Origin of the sequence: Lacinutrix himadriensis (assembly GCF_001418105.1) — a bacterium.
GTDB classification, from domain to species: domain Bacteria; phylum Bacteroidota; class Bacteroidia; order Flavobacteriales; family Flavobacteriaceae; genus Oceanihabitans; species Oceanihabitans himadriense.
In genome coordinates this window covers 143,841-159,215 of record NZ_LIQI01000012.1, presented here as the reverse complement: position 1 = coordinate 159,215, position 15,375 = coordinate 143,841, and the positions used below count along the sequence as shown (strand labels likewise).

Here is a 15,375-nt window from a genome sequence, read left to right as displayed (position 1 = left end):
TATGATAGGAATAGGAGGATCCACAATAGAAGCAGAATTAAAGGCTATAAAACCAACAGCACATTTAGTACAGCCCATTCAAAAAGAAGAGTTTCAACAACGAATGGATAAAGCTTGTATACTTATGCAAGAGCAAAATGTTCCAGCGTTGTATTTACATGCAGGCACCAATTTATTCTATTTTACAGGAATGAAATGGAGTGCAAGTGAGCGTATGGTTGGTGCTTTATTATTTCCAAATGGGAAGCTTATTTATATTGCTCCCGAATTTGAAAAAGGAACGATTTTCGATTTCATGCTAATAGAAGGAGATGTTAAAGGTTGGGAAGAACACGAATCTCCTTACCAATTATTTACAACACTTTTAAAAGAAAACGGTGTAGATTCTGGAGCTATTGCTATGGATGAGGCAACACCATTTTTTGTTTTTGATGGCATTAGAAGCTGTCAGGATTCTTATACCTTAGTAAGTGCGAAAGCTATTACTGCAGGTTGTAGAATGATTAAATCGGAAGCAGAGATTGCTATTATGCAACATGCTATGAATATCACTTTAGAAGTGCATAAAGCAGTAGCTAGAATTTTATACGTAGGAATTTCAGCCAAAGAAGTCACCGATTTCATTAACGAAGCACATATAAAATACGGAGCGACTTCAGGATCTTATTTCTGTATTGTGCTGTTTGGTGTAGATTCTTCTTTTCCGCATGGTGTAAAAACACCAAAAGACCTAGAAGAAAACGAGGTGGTTTTAGTGGATACAGGTTGTATGCTACATGATTATATTTCAGATATTACAAGAACCTATGTTTTTGGGAAAGCAAATGAGGAGCAAACGCGTATCTGGAACATTGAAAAAGAAACACAACAAGCTGCTTTTGATGCTGCGCAATTAGGAAATACGTGTGCTGATGTGGATAACGCATCTAGAGTGGTTCTAGAATCTCACGGATTAGGACCAGATTATAAATTACCAGGATTGCCACATCGAACAGGACATGGTATCGGATTAGGGATTCACGAATGGCCATATATTGTTAGAAACGACAAAACGGTTTTAAGAGCAGGAATGACCTTTAGTAATGAACCAATGATTTGTGTTCCAGATAAATTCGGAATCCGATTAGAAGACCATATTTACATGACAAATGATGGTCCGAAATGGTTTACAAAGCCAATGCATAGTATTGATAATCCGTTTGGTATTTAAAGAAAACGGTAGAAGATTATTCGATAATAATTTGCTGCCTTATTCTTTTAGCCAACCATCAATAATAGTATAAATTCTGTTTTTGGTTTCCGGGTTAAAACTTTTGATTCTTGTAGTGTGACTTCCTTTTGGGTTTACAAATTTATACACTTCTCTTTGTGAAGCATCTTCCGTAAGTTCCACAGCAGTTGCACTCCAAGCATCATATTCTCCATAAATAAATAACATGTCTTCTGCAGAAGTATCTATAAAAGATTTAATTTCTTGCATCGGTTTCAGATTGTAGTTTTTAGAAATGCCTTCCGGAAAAGCCCAATCAAATTTATAAATTTCTTCGGTGTTTAAATAGGCTTTAAAAGGAGCCGTTTCATATCCGTAAATTCCTTGTTCTGTTAAAGCAGCCCAAAAATAAGGTTGTAAATCTGCAACAGCTTCTTCATCAAAAAAGCCATAACCAACAACGTCTATTAAGTGCTTGTAAATGTCTTCGGTTTTTATATTTCCAGTAGGAATACTAGCTATAGGAGTTCCCCATTGCCAAAAAGCAAACGAGTATTCTAGAATCGTATAATCTATAGCCTTCTCCACACCAAACTCCCAAGTCATGCCTTTTTCTTCTCCAACATTTTTCATCATTTCTAAAAGGGCACTTCTATTTTCAAAGCATAATTTTTGAAAGGCTGTAATCTTTTCGCGTTCTTCTTTAGTACCTACATTCTTTAAAAATGAATACACTCTAGGATCTTCTCTTTGGTAATTTAACGGACCAACATAACAGACACTTGCGTCTACATTTTTTGGAAAATATCTGCGGTGAGCCATCGTAGTTTGACAGCCTTTAGAAATTCCTGTAGAGACAAATTTTGCGTCAGGATATATCGCATTTTTTATTGCCGTAATTATATTTTCTTGGTCTTTTGCCGCGTTTTCAATGGTTAACGTGTTCCAATCTATATTTTCAGGACGCGAATTATTAAAGTAACGATGTTCAATAGCTAATTGATTCGCTTGGTAATGATCAGCTAATTCTCCAGCTCTTTCAGGACCTATTCCATAACCACGAAGTTCTACAATAACGGGTTTGTTTTTATCTTCAAAACCTAAAAAGACACGTTGTTTAAATGTACCTTTAGATAGATCATTATGGTCTATCGGTTGCTGAAACCAGATTTCGTAATTTTCATCAAAGTGACTTACTGGATTGTGTTTTTCAATACTTACCACATTTTTTATGGAAGCTAGTTTCTCGAAATTAGAAATTTCAATAGCAATTTCAGAGGGAACTTTATCAGCTACTTGAGAAGTTTTACAACTAATAAATAATAGGACTAGAGATATTATAAAGTAAGATCTAATATTTTTCATGTTAGTTATTTTTTTAGTTTTTCAGAAAATTAGCAAGAAGTATCTGCGATAATTTTCCATTCCCCATTTATTTTTTTAAATATAATCATAAAAACACCATTTGCATCACCTACTTTTCTTTTTAAATAGTATGTTCCCATAACCCAATAATTCCCATCACTAATTTTTGAAATATCCTTTATTGTAAAGGTTAAATTACCAGCATGTTCTTTTGTGGGATATCCTTTTTTGTAGTTATCTAGTGTTTGTTGCCATCCTTTTGTTAGTCCGTTGCTACCATAAAATTTTAAAGAATCACTTTTCCAATAGCCTTGCATAAAACCTTCCAAGTCGTTATTAAACCAAGCTTTTTCTTGTAGTTTCATAACTGCTATAATGGCTTCCTGATCTTCTTTTACGATGGTTTGAGAAGTGCAAATGCTAACATTAATGAAACAAAGTAATAGGATGATTTTTTTCATAATTTCTAGTCCGTTTTAGAACGTGTATTTTGTTCGGCTTTATTCCTTTGTGAATTTATTATAATAATAATTAGCGGCAGCTAAATCTTCTATACCGTGGCCAACAGATTTAAAAACAGTTATTTCATTATCGTTCTGTCTGCCTTTTGTTGAATTAGAAGTTAAACTGAATAAATCCCCTTTTATATCTTCCTCTTTAAGGATTCCATTTTTAAGGGGAGTAACCATGTCACCGCTTTCTTTTAATCCGCCATAAGTATCTACGTAAACGGAAGCCTTTCGTATGGTTTCGTCATCGGCTTCCCGCATGTCCACTTTATAAGCGCCAACTAAATCGATATGTTGGCCTTTTTTTAAAAATTTCCCTAAAATCAATGGTGTTGTAGAAAGTGTAGCAGAGGAAATAATATCTACATCCGCTATTTTTTCTTCGATAGTTTGGATTGCCTGAACGGTAAAATTTTCATTTTTTAAATTGGAAGCAATCGCTTTCGCTTTTTCAAAATTTCTTCCCCAAATATACACTGTTTTTATAGGTCTCACCGAAGCGTGTGCTTGAATTAGATTTGCCGACAAAGCGCCTGTTCCAATCATGAGCATACTGCTAGAATTTTGTTTAGATAAGTAAACGGATGCCAAAGCGGAAGCTGCAGCTGTGCGTTTAGCAGTTAAGCTTTTAGCTTCTAATATAGCCTTAATGTTTCCTTTAATAGCATCTAAATAAATATAGATTCCTTGAATAGCAGGTAAATTGAACTGTCCGTTTTCAGGATGCACTGTAACTATTTTAACTCCTGCATTTTTATCCGGATGCCATGCAGGCATTAATAAAAGCGTAGCGTCTTTTTTAACTGTAGGATTTGGGAAATCATGGTGGTGACGCATGGGTACCATAATACTTTTATCAGAAAAGGATTGTTTTATTTCTTGAATCAATTCTGTAAAAACAGTGTTTTGTTCTATAAAATCTCCATCGATTTGTAGTATGTTTTTCATAACTATAAAAGTAATGAAATCTTAAGTTTTAACCACTATGTAATTAACCATCCAATAAAATTATATACCATATAATACCAGTTGATATTTGAAGTTTTTATAATATTTTAGTCTGTTTTGCGTAAAAAACTTCCTGTTGTTTTTTCATTAGTTCACGAGCTATTTTCTTTTTGTAAGTGTAGATTTCTTCTTCCTCAGCAATGTCTTTATACACTTTATCGTTTATGGCATTATCTGCCTCCAGCATCCTTTTTTCTTGATGCACTTGTTGTGTGGTCCAGGTTCTAATTTTATGTTCTTCGTTTTCAAACTTAAAGTCGTATTCTCCTTTTGTTGCTAGTAATTTTGCGATAATAGGAGAAGTTTCAATTGCTAAAAACAATAAGAATATGAATAGACTTGGTAGCCAAGGCAATTGATTTAATGCATTTACTCTAGCCATTAAACCATCAAAGCCATCAATAATAGGTTGTGTAGTTGCCACTTGTGTTTCGTAATCTGTTTTAAGCTGTGCTATTTGTGCTTCGTTAGTTGCAATTTTTTCTTTGTTTGTGGTTTTTAATTCTTGTAATTCGGCTAAAGCAGCATCATGCTTTTCTCGTTTTTCTTTGTACACCGGACCTTTGCCTAAAAGTTTGGTTCCTGCAGTTCCTTCGGCTTCGTTAATAAAGATGGCGTACAATTCGTTAACTTCGGTTTCTTTGGAGTCTATTTGGGTTTGTAAAGTAGTAATGTTGTTTTCTAAATCTTGGACTTCTGGAGTAAATTGTAAGGCTATTTGATCTTTGTTAGCAAGTGTTAATTCGTTTTTTTGCTCTAAAAGGACTTGATTGATTTCCTTTTCAAAAATCTTTAATTCTAAGGGTTTAGAGATAACTATTGCTATAATAATAGCCAATATTATTCTTGGAGAAGCTTGGATAAATTCATCTATAAAACGATCTCTTTTTTTTATGGTAGAGACAATAAAACGGTCTAAATTAAAAATGAGTAATCCCCAAATAAGTCCGAAAAATATAGCCGTATATAGATTATCGAAAACCGTAAAAAGCGCATAACTAGAAGCTATAAATGCCATGATTGCAGTAAAGAATACAGTAGCTCCAATTCCTGCGTATTTGTTTTGCTCTCCATTAGAGCAATCTTTGAGAATGTTGAGGTCTGCACCAGAGCAGATAATAAAAAATTGTTTTAACATGAGGATTGATTTTGATTGATGATTAGGCTTTTATACCAGTAAGACTCTGGATTCACAATTATAAAATGCGCTTTTTCCCTTTCTACTTCAATTAAAAAATAAACTATAGCAATGGCTATGCTTTATTTTTAAGTTTTGTATAAAGAAAAATATCATCATTTTCTTTAATAGCAAATTCAAATTCTTAATGATATTAGAACGCGAAAAGGGGCTTTTTGTTACACTTTTTAACCAAAAAAAGACCTTTCTAGCTTTTTACACTAGAAAGGTCTTTTGAGATTATATCTATTTAAAGTCTAATTTAGTAGCGCTCCTTTTTCATTAACTTTTTTTCCGTATCTATTGAAATACGTTATTTTTTTATTTTTAACAACATAGAAATAGGTAGTACCATTTATTTCTACATATCCATTTTTGTCTTTTTTGGTATTAGATTTTACATCTTGTACTGTTTCTACTTTAGTAATCACTTTTCCGTTATCATCGGTAATCACAGGATGTGTAGTGATGTTTACCATGGGTTTTTTAAAACCTTTTGTCTGCGTAGAAATGCTTAAATCGTTATCGTTTTTTATTATTTGAATCGCTTCATCGGATGTGGTTTTCTTCCCTTCAAAATAAAAATTAGCATCTTTTTTCGCCATTTCTATTACATGATCTAATGGTGATTTTGGCGGTGGAGGCGGCGGAATGTTAGAAACTTCCCCTTTTAATACTTTAGGTGCTGGAGGAGGAGGAGGTAATATATTTCCTTTATCATCCGTAATATATCCATCCTTGTTGTAATAGGTTTTTTTACCATCATTTACCGTAAAATAATGGGATTCACCATTGTCTAGCATTTCGTAACCAGATTCCACACTTTTTGGTGTTTTGTTAATGATTTCATTTAACGTTAATTTTTTTCCTTTTTCATGTTGTGGAACTTTTGTTGGAGGCGGTGGAGGAGGAATGTTACTTACTTCTCCTTTTTTAACAATTGGGGAATGCGAATAATTTTTGTCGTTTTTATCTACTAAAGTAATTAGTATTGGCGGAAATTTATCCGTTTCCGTTTTTATATTGAACAACTGAACGATGGTTCCATTTTCCAAATTATTTAATTGGTTTTTCGCTTCTTCATTTAAAATGTTTCCTGTTATTCTTGCTGTTGGTTTTCCGGCTATTTTAAAAAGGAAACTCTTGATATTTTGATTGGTAGTTGTGCCTAAAATTAGATTTTCAATTCCTTTTTTAGATAGGTTTACTTCACAGGCACCATTACATGTAATTCCGTTTATTGTTGGAAGTGTTTGTTGTAATTCATTTTCAATTTGATTTAAAGCTGAATTATTTATTTTATAATTGGTAAATGTGTTTTCAAAACCTTCTTTTGTATATAAATGATTTTGATATGGTTGCGGAAACTTGTCGTTTCTTGCATTATTGTGAACAAAACTTTCTGTAAAATGAGAAATATCTTCTACATTAATATGGTTTAATTCTTTGTTGTTAATATGCTTTCCATCTAACCAAAGTGCGTATTTTTTAGAGTTTTTAAATTTTTCAAATTGATACTTAGAAAGTTTTTTAGCTGTTGTTTTTGATAAATCTAAATTAGGAATTTCCGGATACTTTTTAATTTTAGATTTTTGTTCGATAGTCATTAAACTATATATAGAAACAATTCTATTATATTCTTTATAATCTATTCTTTTCGTTTTATTGTATTTGATAATAAAATTTTGATACTCTATCATCATGGCTTCAGTAACTCCATTCCCTTCGAGAGTAATCTGATTTTCTATAATAGTTTTTTTCTCTATCTGTTTTTTAGTGCTAAAGCTGAAAATTAAGAATGCTAATAATGGCAGTAGTAATAAACTACGAAGCCAAAAGGTTTGTTTGGATGTTTGTGTTTTCATAACTGTAAATCGTTTTTTGATGGATGAATAATTGATTGCGTGTTCTAAAGTTAATTCTTGCTGGTTTGATGAGAACGATAACAAGATTTTTTGATAATTAGTACTTTCTATTCCGTTGTTAATAACTGCTTGGTCCGCTAAAAATTCATGGTTTAATTTGATGTCTTTCTTTAAGATGTAGACCAAAGGATGAAACCAAAATATTATTTGTAAGACCTCTATAAAGAGTATGTCTATACTGTGTTTTTGTTTGGCGTGTGTTTGCTCATGAAGTAAAACTTCTTTTGGGATTTCGTCATTTTCAAATTTTGTTTTATTGAAGAAAATGTAGCTAAAAAAGGTGTGTGGTACTATGAAATCTTTTAATAAAACACTGATAAAGTCGTTTGTTTTTTGCTTCGGATTTCTCCTTATTTTTAAGGCTATTTGCGTTAGGTTGTACACAAATCGTATTAAAAATAATAAAACTCCTATTCCGTAAATACTCCATAAAACTATAGGTAAATAGTTTGTTGACTCTTTTAGAATTGGGTTTTGGTTTTCAGAAAAACCTGTTACTTCAGAAATATTTGTTAAAGCATTTTGAGGCTCTATATATTCTATAAAGGTTATAAAAGGAATGGTAATAGAAACCAATACAACACCTAATAAATACATGCGCTTAAATTGATGGTTACTTGTTCTTTCTAAAAATACTTTATAGAAAGTAATAAAAGCAAGCAAACATATACTGGATTTTAATAGTACGATTTCCATGACTATTTGTTTTTTATTTCTTGATCTATTATAGCTCTTAAATCTTCTAATTCTTTTTTAGAGAGATTGGTTTCTTTGGTGAAAAATGATGCAAATTGCGAACTGCTATCGTTAAAAAAGTTCTTTATTAATCCGTTTACATGCTTAGAGAAATAATCTTTTTTCTTTACTAAAGGATAATATTCCCGTGAATTACCAAAAAGAGTGTACGCAATAAATCCTTTGTCTGTCATGCGTTTTAAAAGCGTCGCAACCGTTGTATTGGCTGGTTTAGGTTCTGGATATGCTTCTAGTAAATCTTTCATAAAAGCCTTTTCTAATTTCCAGATATGATTCATTAAATCTTCTTCTGTTTTGGATAATTGCATCTCTACATGTTTAGATTGTTCTCTACAAATGTAGAGTATAAAATTCAATTCTACAAGTGTAGAGCAAAAATACTTTTAATTGCATTATCTTTACCCTGAAAAATTATTGCTATATATTTTATGAAAAAAAATCACCTTGTCCTTTTATGTGCACTACTTATTTCTTCTTTTGTAAAGGGGCAAACTATTGCAGAAGTAATACAGCAAATGGATTTAGATTCTTTACAACTTACCTTAAGAGAGTTTACAGGAGAACAGCCTACTATCATTAACGGAAACGAGGTTACCATAGCCAATAGGATACATTCTAATAATGAATTGGCTGCAGATTATTTATACCAGAAATTAGATCGATTAGATAATATTACGGTAAGCAATCAATTGATTAACGGAGAAGCTGGAAGACGAAATGTGATTGCTACACAACTTGGTAAAACCAATCCGGATAATATTTATATTATTTGTGCACATTACGATTCGGTAGCAGATTATTGTGCCGACGACAATGCATCTGGAACAGCTACTGTTTTAGAGATAGCAAGAATTTTATCTACACAATGTTTAGATAACACCATTGTTTATGCGCTTTGGGATGAAGAGGAAATAGGTCTGCAAGGAGCTGCATATTATGCCAATCAAGCTGCTGCAAATAATGACAATATTTTAGGTGTTTTAAATATTGATATGATGGGTTATGATGGGGATAATGATAATGTATTTGATATTGATGTTAGAGATGTTGCTAACTCATTAGCCATGAAAGATGATATTATTTCTGTTTTAAATAATCCAGCATATGGATTTACACTACAAGAAACTGTGGTAAATCCGGGAACTTCTGCTAGTGATCATGCTAGATTTTGGAATCAAGATTATTCTGCGGTTTTGGTAGGAGAGTCTTGGGAAACGAATGACGAAACGCCTTTTTACCATAGTTCTAATGATAGGTATAGCACTTTAAATTTTCCATATTACCATGAGCTTTCTAAATTGATTATGGGGTATATGGTAACCAAAGCTGGACTTATAAATATAGATAATACCGTTAGTCAGAATGCAAATACGTTAACCGCTAATCAAAACGGCACGTCTTATCAATGGGTGAATTATGATACCAATACGAATATTGCAGGAGCAACAAACCAAAGTTATACACCAATAATTAATGGTAATTACATTGTAGAAATTAGTTCTGGTGCTTGTGTTGAAAAGAGTGCGCCTATTACGGTTACTTCTTTGGGAATAGAAACATTTATGGATAGTGATATTTTGTTATATCCTAATCCGGTGAAAACGAATTTGATGGTAGAAATACCTGCTATTTCGGATGCAGTAGTTTTAGAATTATATGATATCACAGGAAAAAAGATACTAGATAAAACATCTTCCGGAACGAAGACTGTATTAGATGTAAGTGCATTAAGTAGTGGTGTTTATTTCTTAAAAATACGTACAAATAATAAATACAAGATTTCTAAAATTGTAAAAGACTAATCCGTTTTTTTCTTTTTAGAGCGTACACTTTCTATAATAACCGTAGCAATTATTAAAGAACCACCAATGTAGGTGTTAAACGTTGGTATTTCGTTTAGAAAAATATATGCTAAAATTATTCCGAAAACCGGTTGTGTACTACTAATAATACTTGCGGTACTCACGCTAAAATACTGTAGTTTTTTTATGAATAATGTATGTCCGATTGCTGTAGTTAATAAAGCTAATATAAGTACATAAGGATATTCTGTTTTTATGGAGCTAGTATCTTTGAAAAATAAGAATGGTGCCAATAGTAAAGTTAGTATTAATAACTGATACACCATTAATGTGGTACCATTGTATTTAGCTACATGTTGTTTTAGTATCAGAATTCGTAAGGCATAAAAAACAGCAGAAAGAAGCCCTAAAAACACTCCTTTTACATTTGAGTTTTCTAGATTAAAATCTGGAGCAAGAATATAAATGCCTAAAAGCACTAGTATTCCTAATACGATATGTATTGGATCGAATTTTATTTTAATAAATAAAGGTTCTAAAAGTGCAATGATAACCGGAAAGGTATACAAGGAAAGCATGCCTAAGGCTACATTAGATAGTTTGAGTGCATAGAAATAGGAAACCCAATGTGCTCCCATAAAAATGGCGCTTAGAATAAAAGGAAGCCTGTCTTTTTTAGAATGAAGCTTTAGGTCTATTTTTTTATACCTGCAATACGCAAAAAGGATTATAAAAGCTAATGCACTTCGCCACCAAACAAGTACTTCGGTAGGCATGTCTATATATTTACCTAAAACACCAGAAGTACTTATAAAGCAAGTTGCTAATGTAAGTTCTAATAGATGTTTAAAGTGGCTATTCTTCATTTAATAGTTATGTCTGCTTTGTGTTAGCAATTGCAATGGCATCCTTTTTTGTGAAGCTCTTATTCCTATAATTTAAACATTTTAGTATTAATAAATTTATGAGTAAGATCTCAAAATAAGTTTGGGACTGCTTCGCAGAAAAGATATAATGAAAAGTGCGACCTCCTTTTGCTTATTAAAAAAGCAGAAGGAGGTAACACCCAAATACTATTTAGTTAATTCTGTAAAATAGTGGTAGAAATAAGGAATAGTTTCAATACCTTTTAGGTAATTCCATACGCCGAAATGCTCATTTGGTGAGTGAATAGCATCGCTATCTAAACCAAATCCCATTAAAATAGTTTTACTTTTTAATTCTTTTTCAAACAAAGAAACAATAGGAATACTTCCTCCGCTACGTTGCGGAATTGGCGTTTTTCCAAAGGTATCGGTATATGCTTTACTTGCTGCTTTGTAACCAATACTATCGATAGGTGTTACATAACCTTGTCCGCCATGATGCGGAGTAACTTTTACGGTCACGCCTTTAGGAGCAATGCTTTCAAAGTGTTTTTTAAAGAGTTGTGTGATTTCTTTCCAATCTTGATTTGGTACTAAACGCATCGAAATTTTTGCAAATGCTTGGCTTGCAATTACGGTTTTTGCGCCTTCACCAGTGTAACCTCCCCAAATTCCGTTAACATCTAAAGTTGGTCTTATCGAATTTCTTTCGTTGGTAGAATATCCTGCTTCCCCATAAACAGCGTCAATATCTAAAGCTTTTTTATAGTTTTCTAAAGAGAAAGGTGCTTTTGCCATTTCGGCTCTTTCTTCTGTACTAAGTTCTTCTACATTATCGTAAAAACCAGGAATGGTAATATGATTGTTTTCATCATGTAAAGAAGCAATCATTTTGGTTAATACGTTGATTGGGTTTGCAACTGCACCACCATAAAGTCCAGAGTGTAAATCTCTATTGGGACCAGTAACTTCTACTTCTACATAGCTTAAGCCACGTAATCCAGTAGTTATAGAAGGAGTGTCTTTGGCAATCATTCCAGTATCTGAAATTAAAATAACATCGTTACTTAGTTTTTCATGGTTTTCTTTTACAAAATCGGCAAGACTTGCACTACCAACTTCTTCTTCCCCTTCAATCATGAATTTCACGTTACACGGCAATTGGTTGGTTTGCGTCATAAGCTCCATGGCTTTCACGTGCATATACATTTGTCCTTTATCATCACAAGCACCACGAGCAAAAATTGCGCCTTCTGGATGTAGTTCTGTTTTTTTAATAACAGGTTCAAAAGGAGGAGAATCCCATAAGTTAATTGGATCTGGTGGTTGCACGTCATAATGACCATAAACGAGCACTGTTGGCAAGTTTTTATCAATGATTTTATCGCCATATACGATAGGATACCCCTTAGTTTGACAAATTTCTACGTTTTCACAGCCTGCTTTTTCAAGACTGGACTTAATTTCGTCTGCTGTTTTTAAAACGTCCTTCTTGTATGCGGAATCTGCGCTAATCGACGGAATCTTAAGTAGTTCTATTAATTCGTTTAAGAATCTATCCTTGTGTAGATCGATATATTTTTTAATGTCTTTCATAATAAAATTGCGGTTTTTGTAAAAGTACAAAAAAGAGGTATAATTTTCTTTATTTAGATGTTATGAATATTAAAAGTATTGTTTATATTTGCAATCCGAAATTATCGGATAAGTTGCAGGCGTGGTGGAATTGGTAGACACGCTAGACTTAGGATCTAGTGCCGCGAGGTGTGAGAGTTCGAGTCTCTCCGCCTGTACAATTAAAGAAGCTTCTCTATTTAGGGAAGCTTTTTTTATGTGTAATTTGTGCTCTTTTTTGCTTTTGAAATGACGTCTAATGTTATAAAAAGGAATAAAAGGAGTATTTTTACTAAATACAATAGTACGTTTTCCGGATAGTGTAGACGATTAAATAAATTAAAACGCCATATAAATGCCATCAAACAGGACAACTTTAGCTTCTATAGCGCAGGCTTTAGAGATTTCTATTTCAACAGTGTCAAAGGCGCTTTCTAATAGTTCAGAAATTGGTGCTGCAACAAAGAAAAGAGTTTTAGAATATGCAAAAGCTAATAATTATACGCCAAATAGCTTTGCATCTAGTTTTAGAAAAGGAACTACAAGCACTATCGGATTAATAATTCCTAATATATTAAATCCGTTTTACGCTAAAGTATTAGTCGGAGTAGAAAGTTATTTAGACGACAATGGTTATAAGTTGATTACTTCTATTTCTAATGATCTTATTGAAAAGGAAACAAAGAACATTTCTGTAATGTCTAGTGGTTTTGTGGATGGATTAATTTTGTGTGTTTCTAAAGAAGCAGAACAAAAGAACGAATACCAACACATTAAAACATTAATAGATAACGGAACACCAATTGTAATGTTTGATAGAATTTGTGATGAGTTGGAATGTGATAAAGTGATTACAGATGATTATCAAGCCGCTTTTGATGCAACGGAATTTCTAATAAATAATAAAGGTTGTAAGCATATAGTAATAACTTCAAAAACAAATAACCTACACCATTTAAACCTTAGGCTAAAAGGATTTGAAGCAGCTATAGAAAAACATAAAGCTACTGTAAAATCTACTGTGATTACAGATGAGAGATCTAAAGGTTTAAAACAAAAGCTGAAAGAATTATTAAAAACGGATGCTAGTATTGATGGTATTTTTGGTTTAAATGAAAAAAGTGTTTTACATGCAATTTTACTTACTAATAAAATACAGAAAGCAAATAGTAAAATAACGATAACTGGTTTTTGTAATGATATGCAGTTAAAGTATGATTCTTCCCTTATTGTAATCAATCAAAATGCGAAAGAAATTGGTAAGGAATCTGCGAAGCTTTTATTAGAGAGAATAAGAAGTAAAGATAAATCTAGTTTCAAAACGAAGACAATAGCTGTAGATCTTTAATCCCTATTGATAAGCTTAAACTTTTATGATTTTTTTTGTTTCGCTAAATTTGGAAGCATTTTCTACTTTTAAAAAATAAACTCCTTGAGGAAGTTCTGAAATATTAAAAACATGGTTGTTTTTAAAACTACCATGAAATGTTTTTACTAATTTTCCAGAGATATCAAAAACACGCAATTTTGAAATGTTTTTATTTATCTGAAAAGTCGATTTTGTAGGATTAGGATACACCTTAAGTGTTTTTAAATCGTTTGGATTAGCAATAGATAAAGTTGGGTTTAGCGTACCTTCTAAAGCTATATTTAGTGTCGTATTGTTATTGTACGTTACTTGTACATTTCCATTACTTTGGTTTTGCGAGGTATCGTTTAAGACCGCTTGAATCATTAAATCTTGATTTGCACCTAAAAGTAAGTTACTATACGTTGCATTTAAAGTATAGTTTACTCCCGAAATGGTAATGTTATCAATATAAGTTCCTGTGGTTCCTGCACTATTAGATAGCGTGATAGGAATAGTTACAGATCCATAATTTGTTCCATATTCAAAAGTCTTTGTGGTTTCATCTGCAGCAAAAGTACTATTCACATTAGGACTTCCTGTTGGGTTGTTCAAACCAAAATATTCCATTTTTTTTATAGAAGTTCCTCCGCTAGAACCAGCAATAACATGTATGCCACCTCCAGAAACTATTCCTTGAATACCATGTCTGTCGCGATTTAGATTGTCTTTAGTGGTCCACGTTCCAGTTACAGGATTAAAAGCTTCTACAATATCGCGTTGTCCGTTGTTTCCTGTTGCACTTCCAAATGTAGTTTCGCCACCAATAACATAAATTTCATTTTGAAATAAAACAGTTGCTGCTCCAGCTCTTGGAGTAGGGATATTACTGCTACTCGCTAAAGTAGACCAAATATTGGTATTTAAGTCGTAAACATCTACTTCGGGAACTTGAGGTGCAAATAATCCTCCTGTACCACCAGTAAGTCTGCCTCCTAAAGCATAAAGTTTGTCATTATGAACCACAGCATGAAAGTGATCTCTTGCGTGTGGGGCATCTGTTAAAGCTGTAAACGTTCCAGTGGCAGGATCAAATACATCCATATATGCTACATATCCTCCACCATGACCATATACATTTCCTCCAACCAAATAAAATTTATTGTTATGCATAGCCAAACCCGCTGCACCACGTTTTCTTGCAGCAGGTAATTCCATACCTTGAATCCATTGTTGGCTTGCAGGATTATACATATAAATATAATCTGCATTCAATTCTGGGTTGGGTTCATTTGTTTTAAAAGCGCCTATTACCCAGATTAAACCCTCATAAGTAATTGCTTGAAAATGATTAAAATCTACAGGAGCCATGCCTCCATTAGACCATGTATTCGAAGTGTAATCATATACATCTAATACCCGAGGGGATTCTCTTCCTCCAAAACTAAAAAATTTATCTCCTGCTTGCGTGAATCCAAATTCATGCCTTGCAACATAACTTTGATCTTCATTTGCATTTGTCCAAACTTGGGCAGAAACGTTGTTGGTAATGCTTATAAATCCGAAAATTAAAAGGTAATAGTATGCGTTTTTAGTAAGGTTTTTCATGTTGTTTGTTTGATGTAATAGCTTAATACACAGTAAATTTATTAAAATTAAGAGTTAAAAAAGGAAAAACAGCATTTAATTATATTTTAGTTCGAAAAAATAAAATGTAATTCGATAATAATTAAAGCCTTGTTAAGGTTGCTTACTTAATACGACTAAGCAATAAAGTTGTATTTTTACACTATAA

The 15,375-nt window shown here is 32.6% G+C and carries 12 protein-coding genes and 1 tRNA gene; 4 read left to right on the top strand and 9 right to left on the bottom strand.

What is annotated here, in order from left to right; genetic code table 11:
* Nucleotide 1: 1 nt before the first annotated feature.
* A complete protein-coding gene (locus tag AMD28_RS02890; RefSeq protein WP_055442783.1) occupies nucleotides 2–1,210 on the top strand; it encodes a M24 family metallopeptidase in 1,209 nt (402 codons plus the stop codon).
* 39 nt (nucleotides 1,211–1,249) lie between these two features.
* Here AMD28_RS02890 and AMD28_RS02885 read toward each other — a convergent pair whose 3' ends face one another.
* The 6 genes from AMD28_RS02885 to AMD28_RS02860 form a co-directional block, all read right to left on the bottom strand.
* Nucleotides 1,250–2,575, bottom strand: coding sequence for a S28 family serine protease (locus tag AMD28_RS02885; protein WP_055442656.1), 1,326 nt, complete (start codon nucleotides 2,573–2,575; stop codon nucleotides 1,250–1,252).
* Nucleotides 2,576–2,604: 29 nt separating this feature from the next.
* On the bottom strand, nucleotides 2,605–3,036 hold the full coding sequence (locus AMD28_RS02880; RefSeq protein WP_055442655.1) for a YybH family protein: 432 nt from the start codon (nucleotides 3,034–3,036) through the stop codon (nucleotides 2,605–2,607).
* Nucleotides 3,037–3,075: 39 nt separating this feature from the next.
* Nucleotides 3,076–4,032 (bottom strand): bifunctional Delta(1)-pyrroline-2-carboxylate/Delta(1)-piperideine-2-carboxylate reductase, encoded by a 957-nt coding sequence (gene lhpI / locus AMD28_RS02875; RefSeq protein WP_055442654.1) that lies wholly within the window; start codon nucleotides 4,030–4,032, stop codon nucleotides 3,076–3,078.
* A gap of 97 nt (nucleotides 4,033–4,129) precedes the next feature.
* On the bottom strand, nucleotides 4,130–5,230 hold the full coding sequence (locus tag AMD28_RS02870) for a DUF4407 domain-containing protein (RefSeq protein ID WP_055442653.1): 1,101 nt from the start codon (nucleotides 5,228–5,230) through the stop codon (nucleotides 4,130–4,132).
* Nucleotides 5,231–5,526: 296 nt separating this feature from the next.
* Nucleotides 5,527–7,890 carry a M56 family metallopeptidase gene (locus AMD28_RS02865; protein WP_083478222.1) on the bottom strand — a complete coding sequence of 788 codons (2,364 nt, stop codon included), beginning with the start codon at nucleotides 7,888–7,890 and terminating at the stop codon, nucleotides 5,527–5,529.
* Between the two features lie 2 nt (nucleotides 7,891–7,892).
* Nucleotides 7,893–8,258: a BlaI/MecI/CopY family transcriptional regulator gene (locus AMD28_RS02860; protein WP_055442651.1), complete on the bottom strand. Its 366-nt coding sequence runs from the start codon at nucleotides 8,256–8,258 to the stop codon at nucleotides 7,893–7,895.
* A gap of 120 nt (nucleotides 8,259–8,378) precedes the next feature.
* Here AMD28_RS02860 and AMD28_RS02855 point away from each other — a divergent pair, with 120 nt between their 5' ends.
* Complete coding sequence (locus tag AMD28_RS02855; RefSeq protein ID WP_055442650.1) at nucleotides 8,379–9,752, top strand: M28 family peptidase; 1,374 nt, start codon at nucleotides 8,379–8,381, stop codon at nucleotides 9,750–9,752.
* On the opposite strand, the gene AMD28_RS02850 is transcribed toward AMD28_RS02855, so the two are convergent.
* Both AMD28_RS02850 and AMD28_RS02845 read right to left on the bottom strand, forming a co-directional pair.
* Nucleotides 9,749–10,618 (bottom strand): DMT family transporter, encoded by an 870-nt coding sequence (locus AMD28_RS02850; RefSeq protein ID WP_055442649.1) that lies wholly within the window; start codon nucleotides 10,616–10,618, stop codon nucleotides 9,749–9,751. The genes AMD28_RS02855 and AMD28_RS02850 overlap by 4 nt on opposite strands.
* Nucleotides 10,619–10,825: 207 nt before the next feature.
* On the bottom strand, nucleotides 10,826–12,214 hold the full coding sequence (locus tag AMD28_RS02845; RefSeq protein WP_055442648.1) for a dipeptidase: 1,389 nt from the start codon (nucleotides 12,212–12,214) through the stop codon (nucleotides 10,826–10,828).
* Between the two features lie 115 nt (nucleotides 12,215–12,329).
* Here AMD28_RS02845 and AMD28_RS02840 point away from each other — a divergent pair.
* Together AMD28_RS02840 and AMD28_RS02835 are read left to right on the top strand one after the other, a co-directional pair.
* A tRNA-Leu gene (locus AMD28_RS02840) sits at nucleotides 12,330–12,411 on the top strand.
* 176 nt (nucleotides 12,412–12,587) lie between these two features.
* Entirely contained in the window at nucleotides 12,588–13,580 is a 993-nt protein-coding gene (locus AMD28_RS02835) for a LacI family DNA-binding transcriptional regulator (RefSeq protein WP_055442647.1), read from the top strand.
* 15 nt (nucleotides 13,581–13,595) lie between these two features.
* On the opposite strand, the gene AMD28_RS02830 is transcribed toward AMD28_RS02835, so the two are convergent.
* The gene (locus tag AMD28_RS02830; protein WP_055442646.1) at nucleotides 13,596–15,188 is read right to left on the bottom strand and encodes a T9SS type A sorting domain-containing protein; all 1,593 of its coding nucleotides are present in this window, start codon (nucleotides 15,186–15,188) and stop codon (nucleotides 13,596–13,598) included.
* Nucleotides 15,189–15,375: the final 187 nt, after the last annotated feature.

Coding starts and splice junctions, on each gene's coding strand:
- AMD28_RS02890 (WP_055442783.1), top strand. CDS start 2: ATGATAGGAATAGGAGGATCCACAATAGAAGCAGAATTAAAGGCTATA.
- AMD28_RS02885 (WP_055442656.1), bottom strand. CDS start 2,575: ATGAAAAATATTAGATCTTACTTTATAATATCTCTAGTCCTATTATTT.
- AMD28_RS02880 (WP_055442655.1), bottom strand. CDS start 3,036: ATGAAAAAAATCATCCTATTACTTTGTTTCATTAATGTTAGCATTTGC.
- lhpI (WP_055442654.1), bottom strand. CDS start 4,032: ATGAAAAACATACTACAAATCGATGGAGATTTTATAGAACAAAACACT.
- AMD28_RS02870 (WP_055442653.1), bottom strand. CDS start 5,230: ATGTTAAAACAATTTTTTATTATCTGCTCTGGTGCAGACCTCAACATT.
- AMD28_RS02865 (WP_083478222.1), bottom strand. CDS start 7,890: ATGGAAATCGTACTATTAAAATCCAGTATATGTTTGCTTGCTTTTATT.
- AMD28_RS02860 (WP_055442651.1), bottom strand. CDS start 8,258: ATGCAATTATCCAAAACAGAAGAAGATTTAATGAATCATATCTGGAAA.
- AMD28_RS02855 (WP_055442650.1), top strand. CDS start 8,379: ATGAAAAAAAATCACCTTGTCCTTTTATGTGCACTACTTATTTCTTCT.
- AMD28_RS02850 (WP_055442649.1), bottom strand. CDS start 10,618: ATGAAGAATAGCCACTTTAAACATCTATTAGAACTTACATTAGCAACT.
- AMD28_RS02845 (WP_055442648.1), bottom strand. CDS start 12,214: ATGAAAGACATTAAAAAATATATCGATCTACACAAGGATAGATTCTTA.
- AMD28_RS02835 (WP_055442647.1), top strand. CDS start 12,588: ATGCCATCAAACAGGACAACTTTAGCTTCTATAGCGCAGGCTTTAGAG.
- AMD28_RS02830 (WP_055442646.1), bottom strand. CDS start 15,188: ATGAAAAACCTTACTAAAAACGCATACTATTACCTTTTAATTTTCGGA.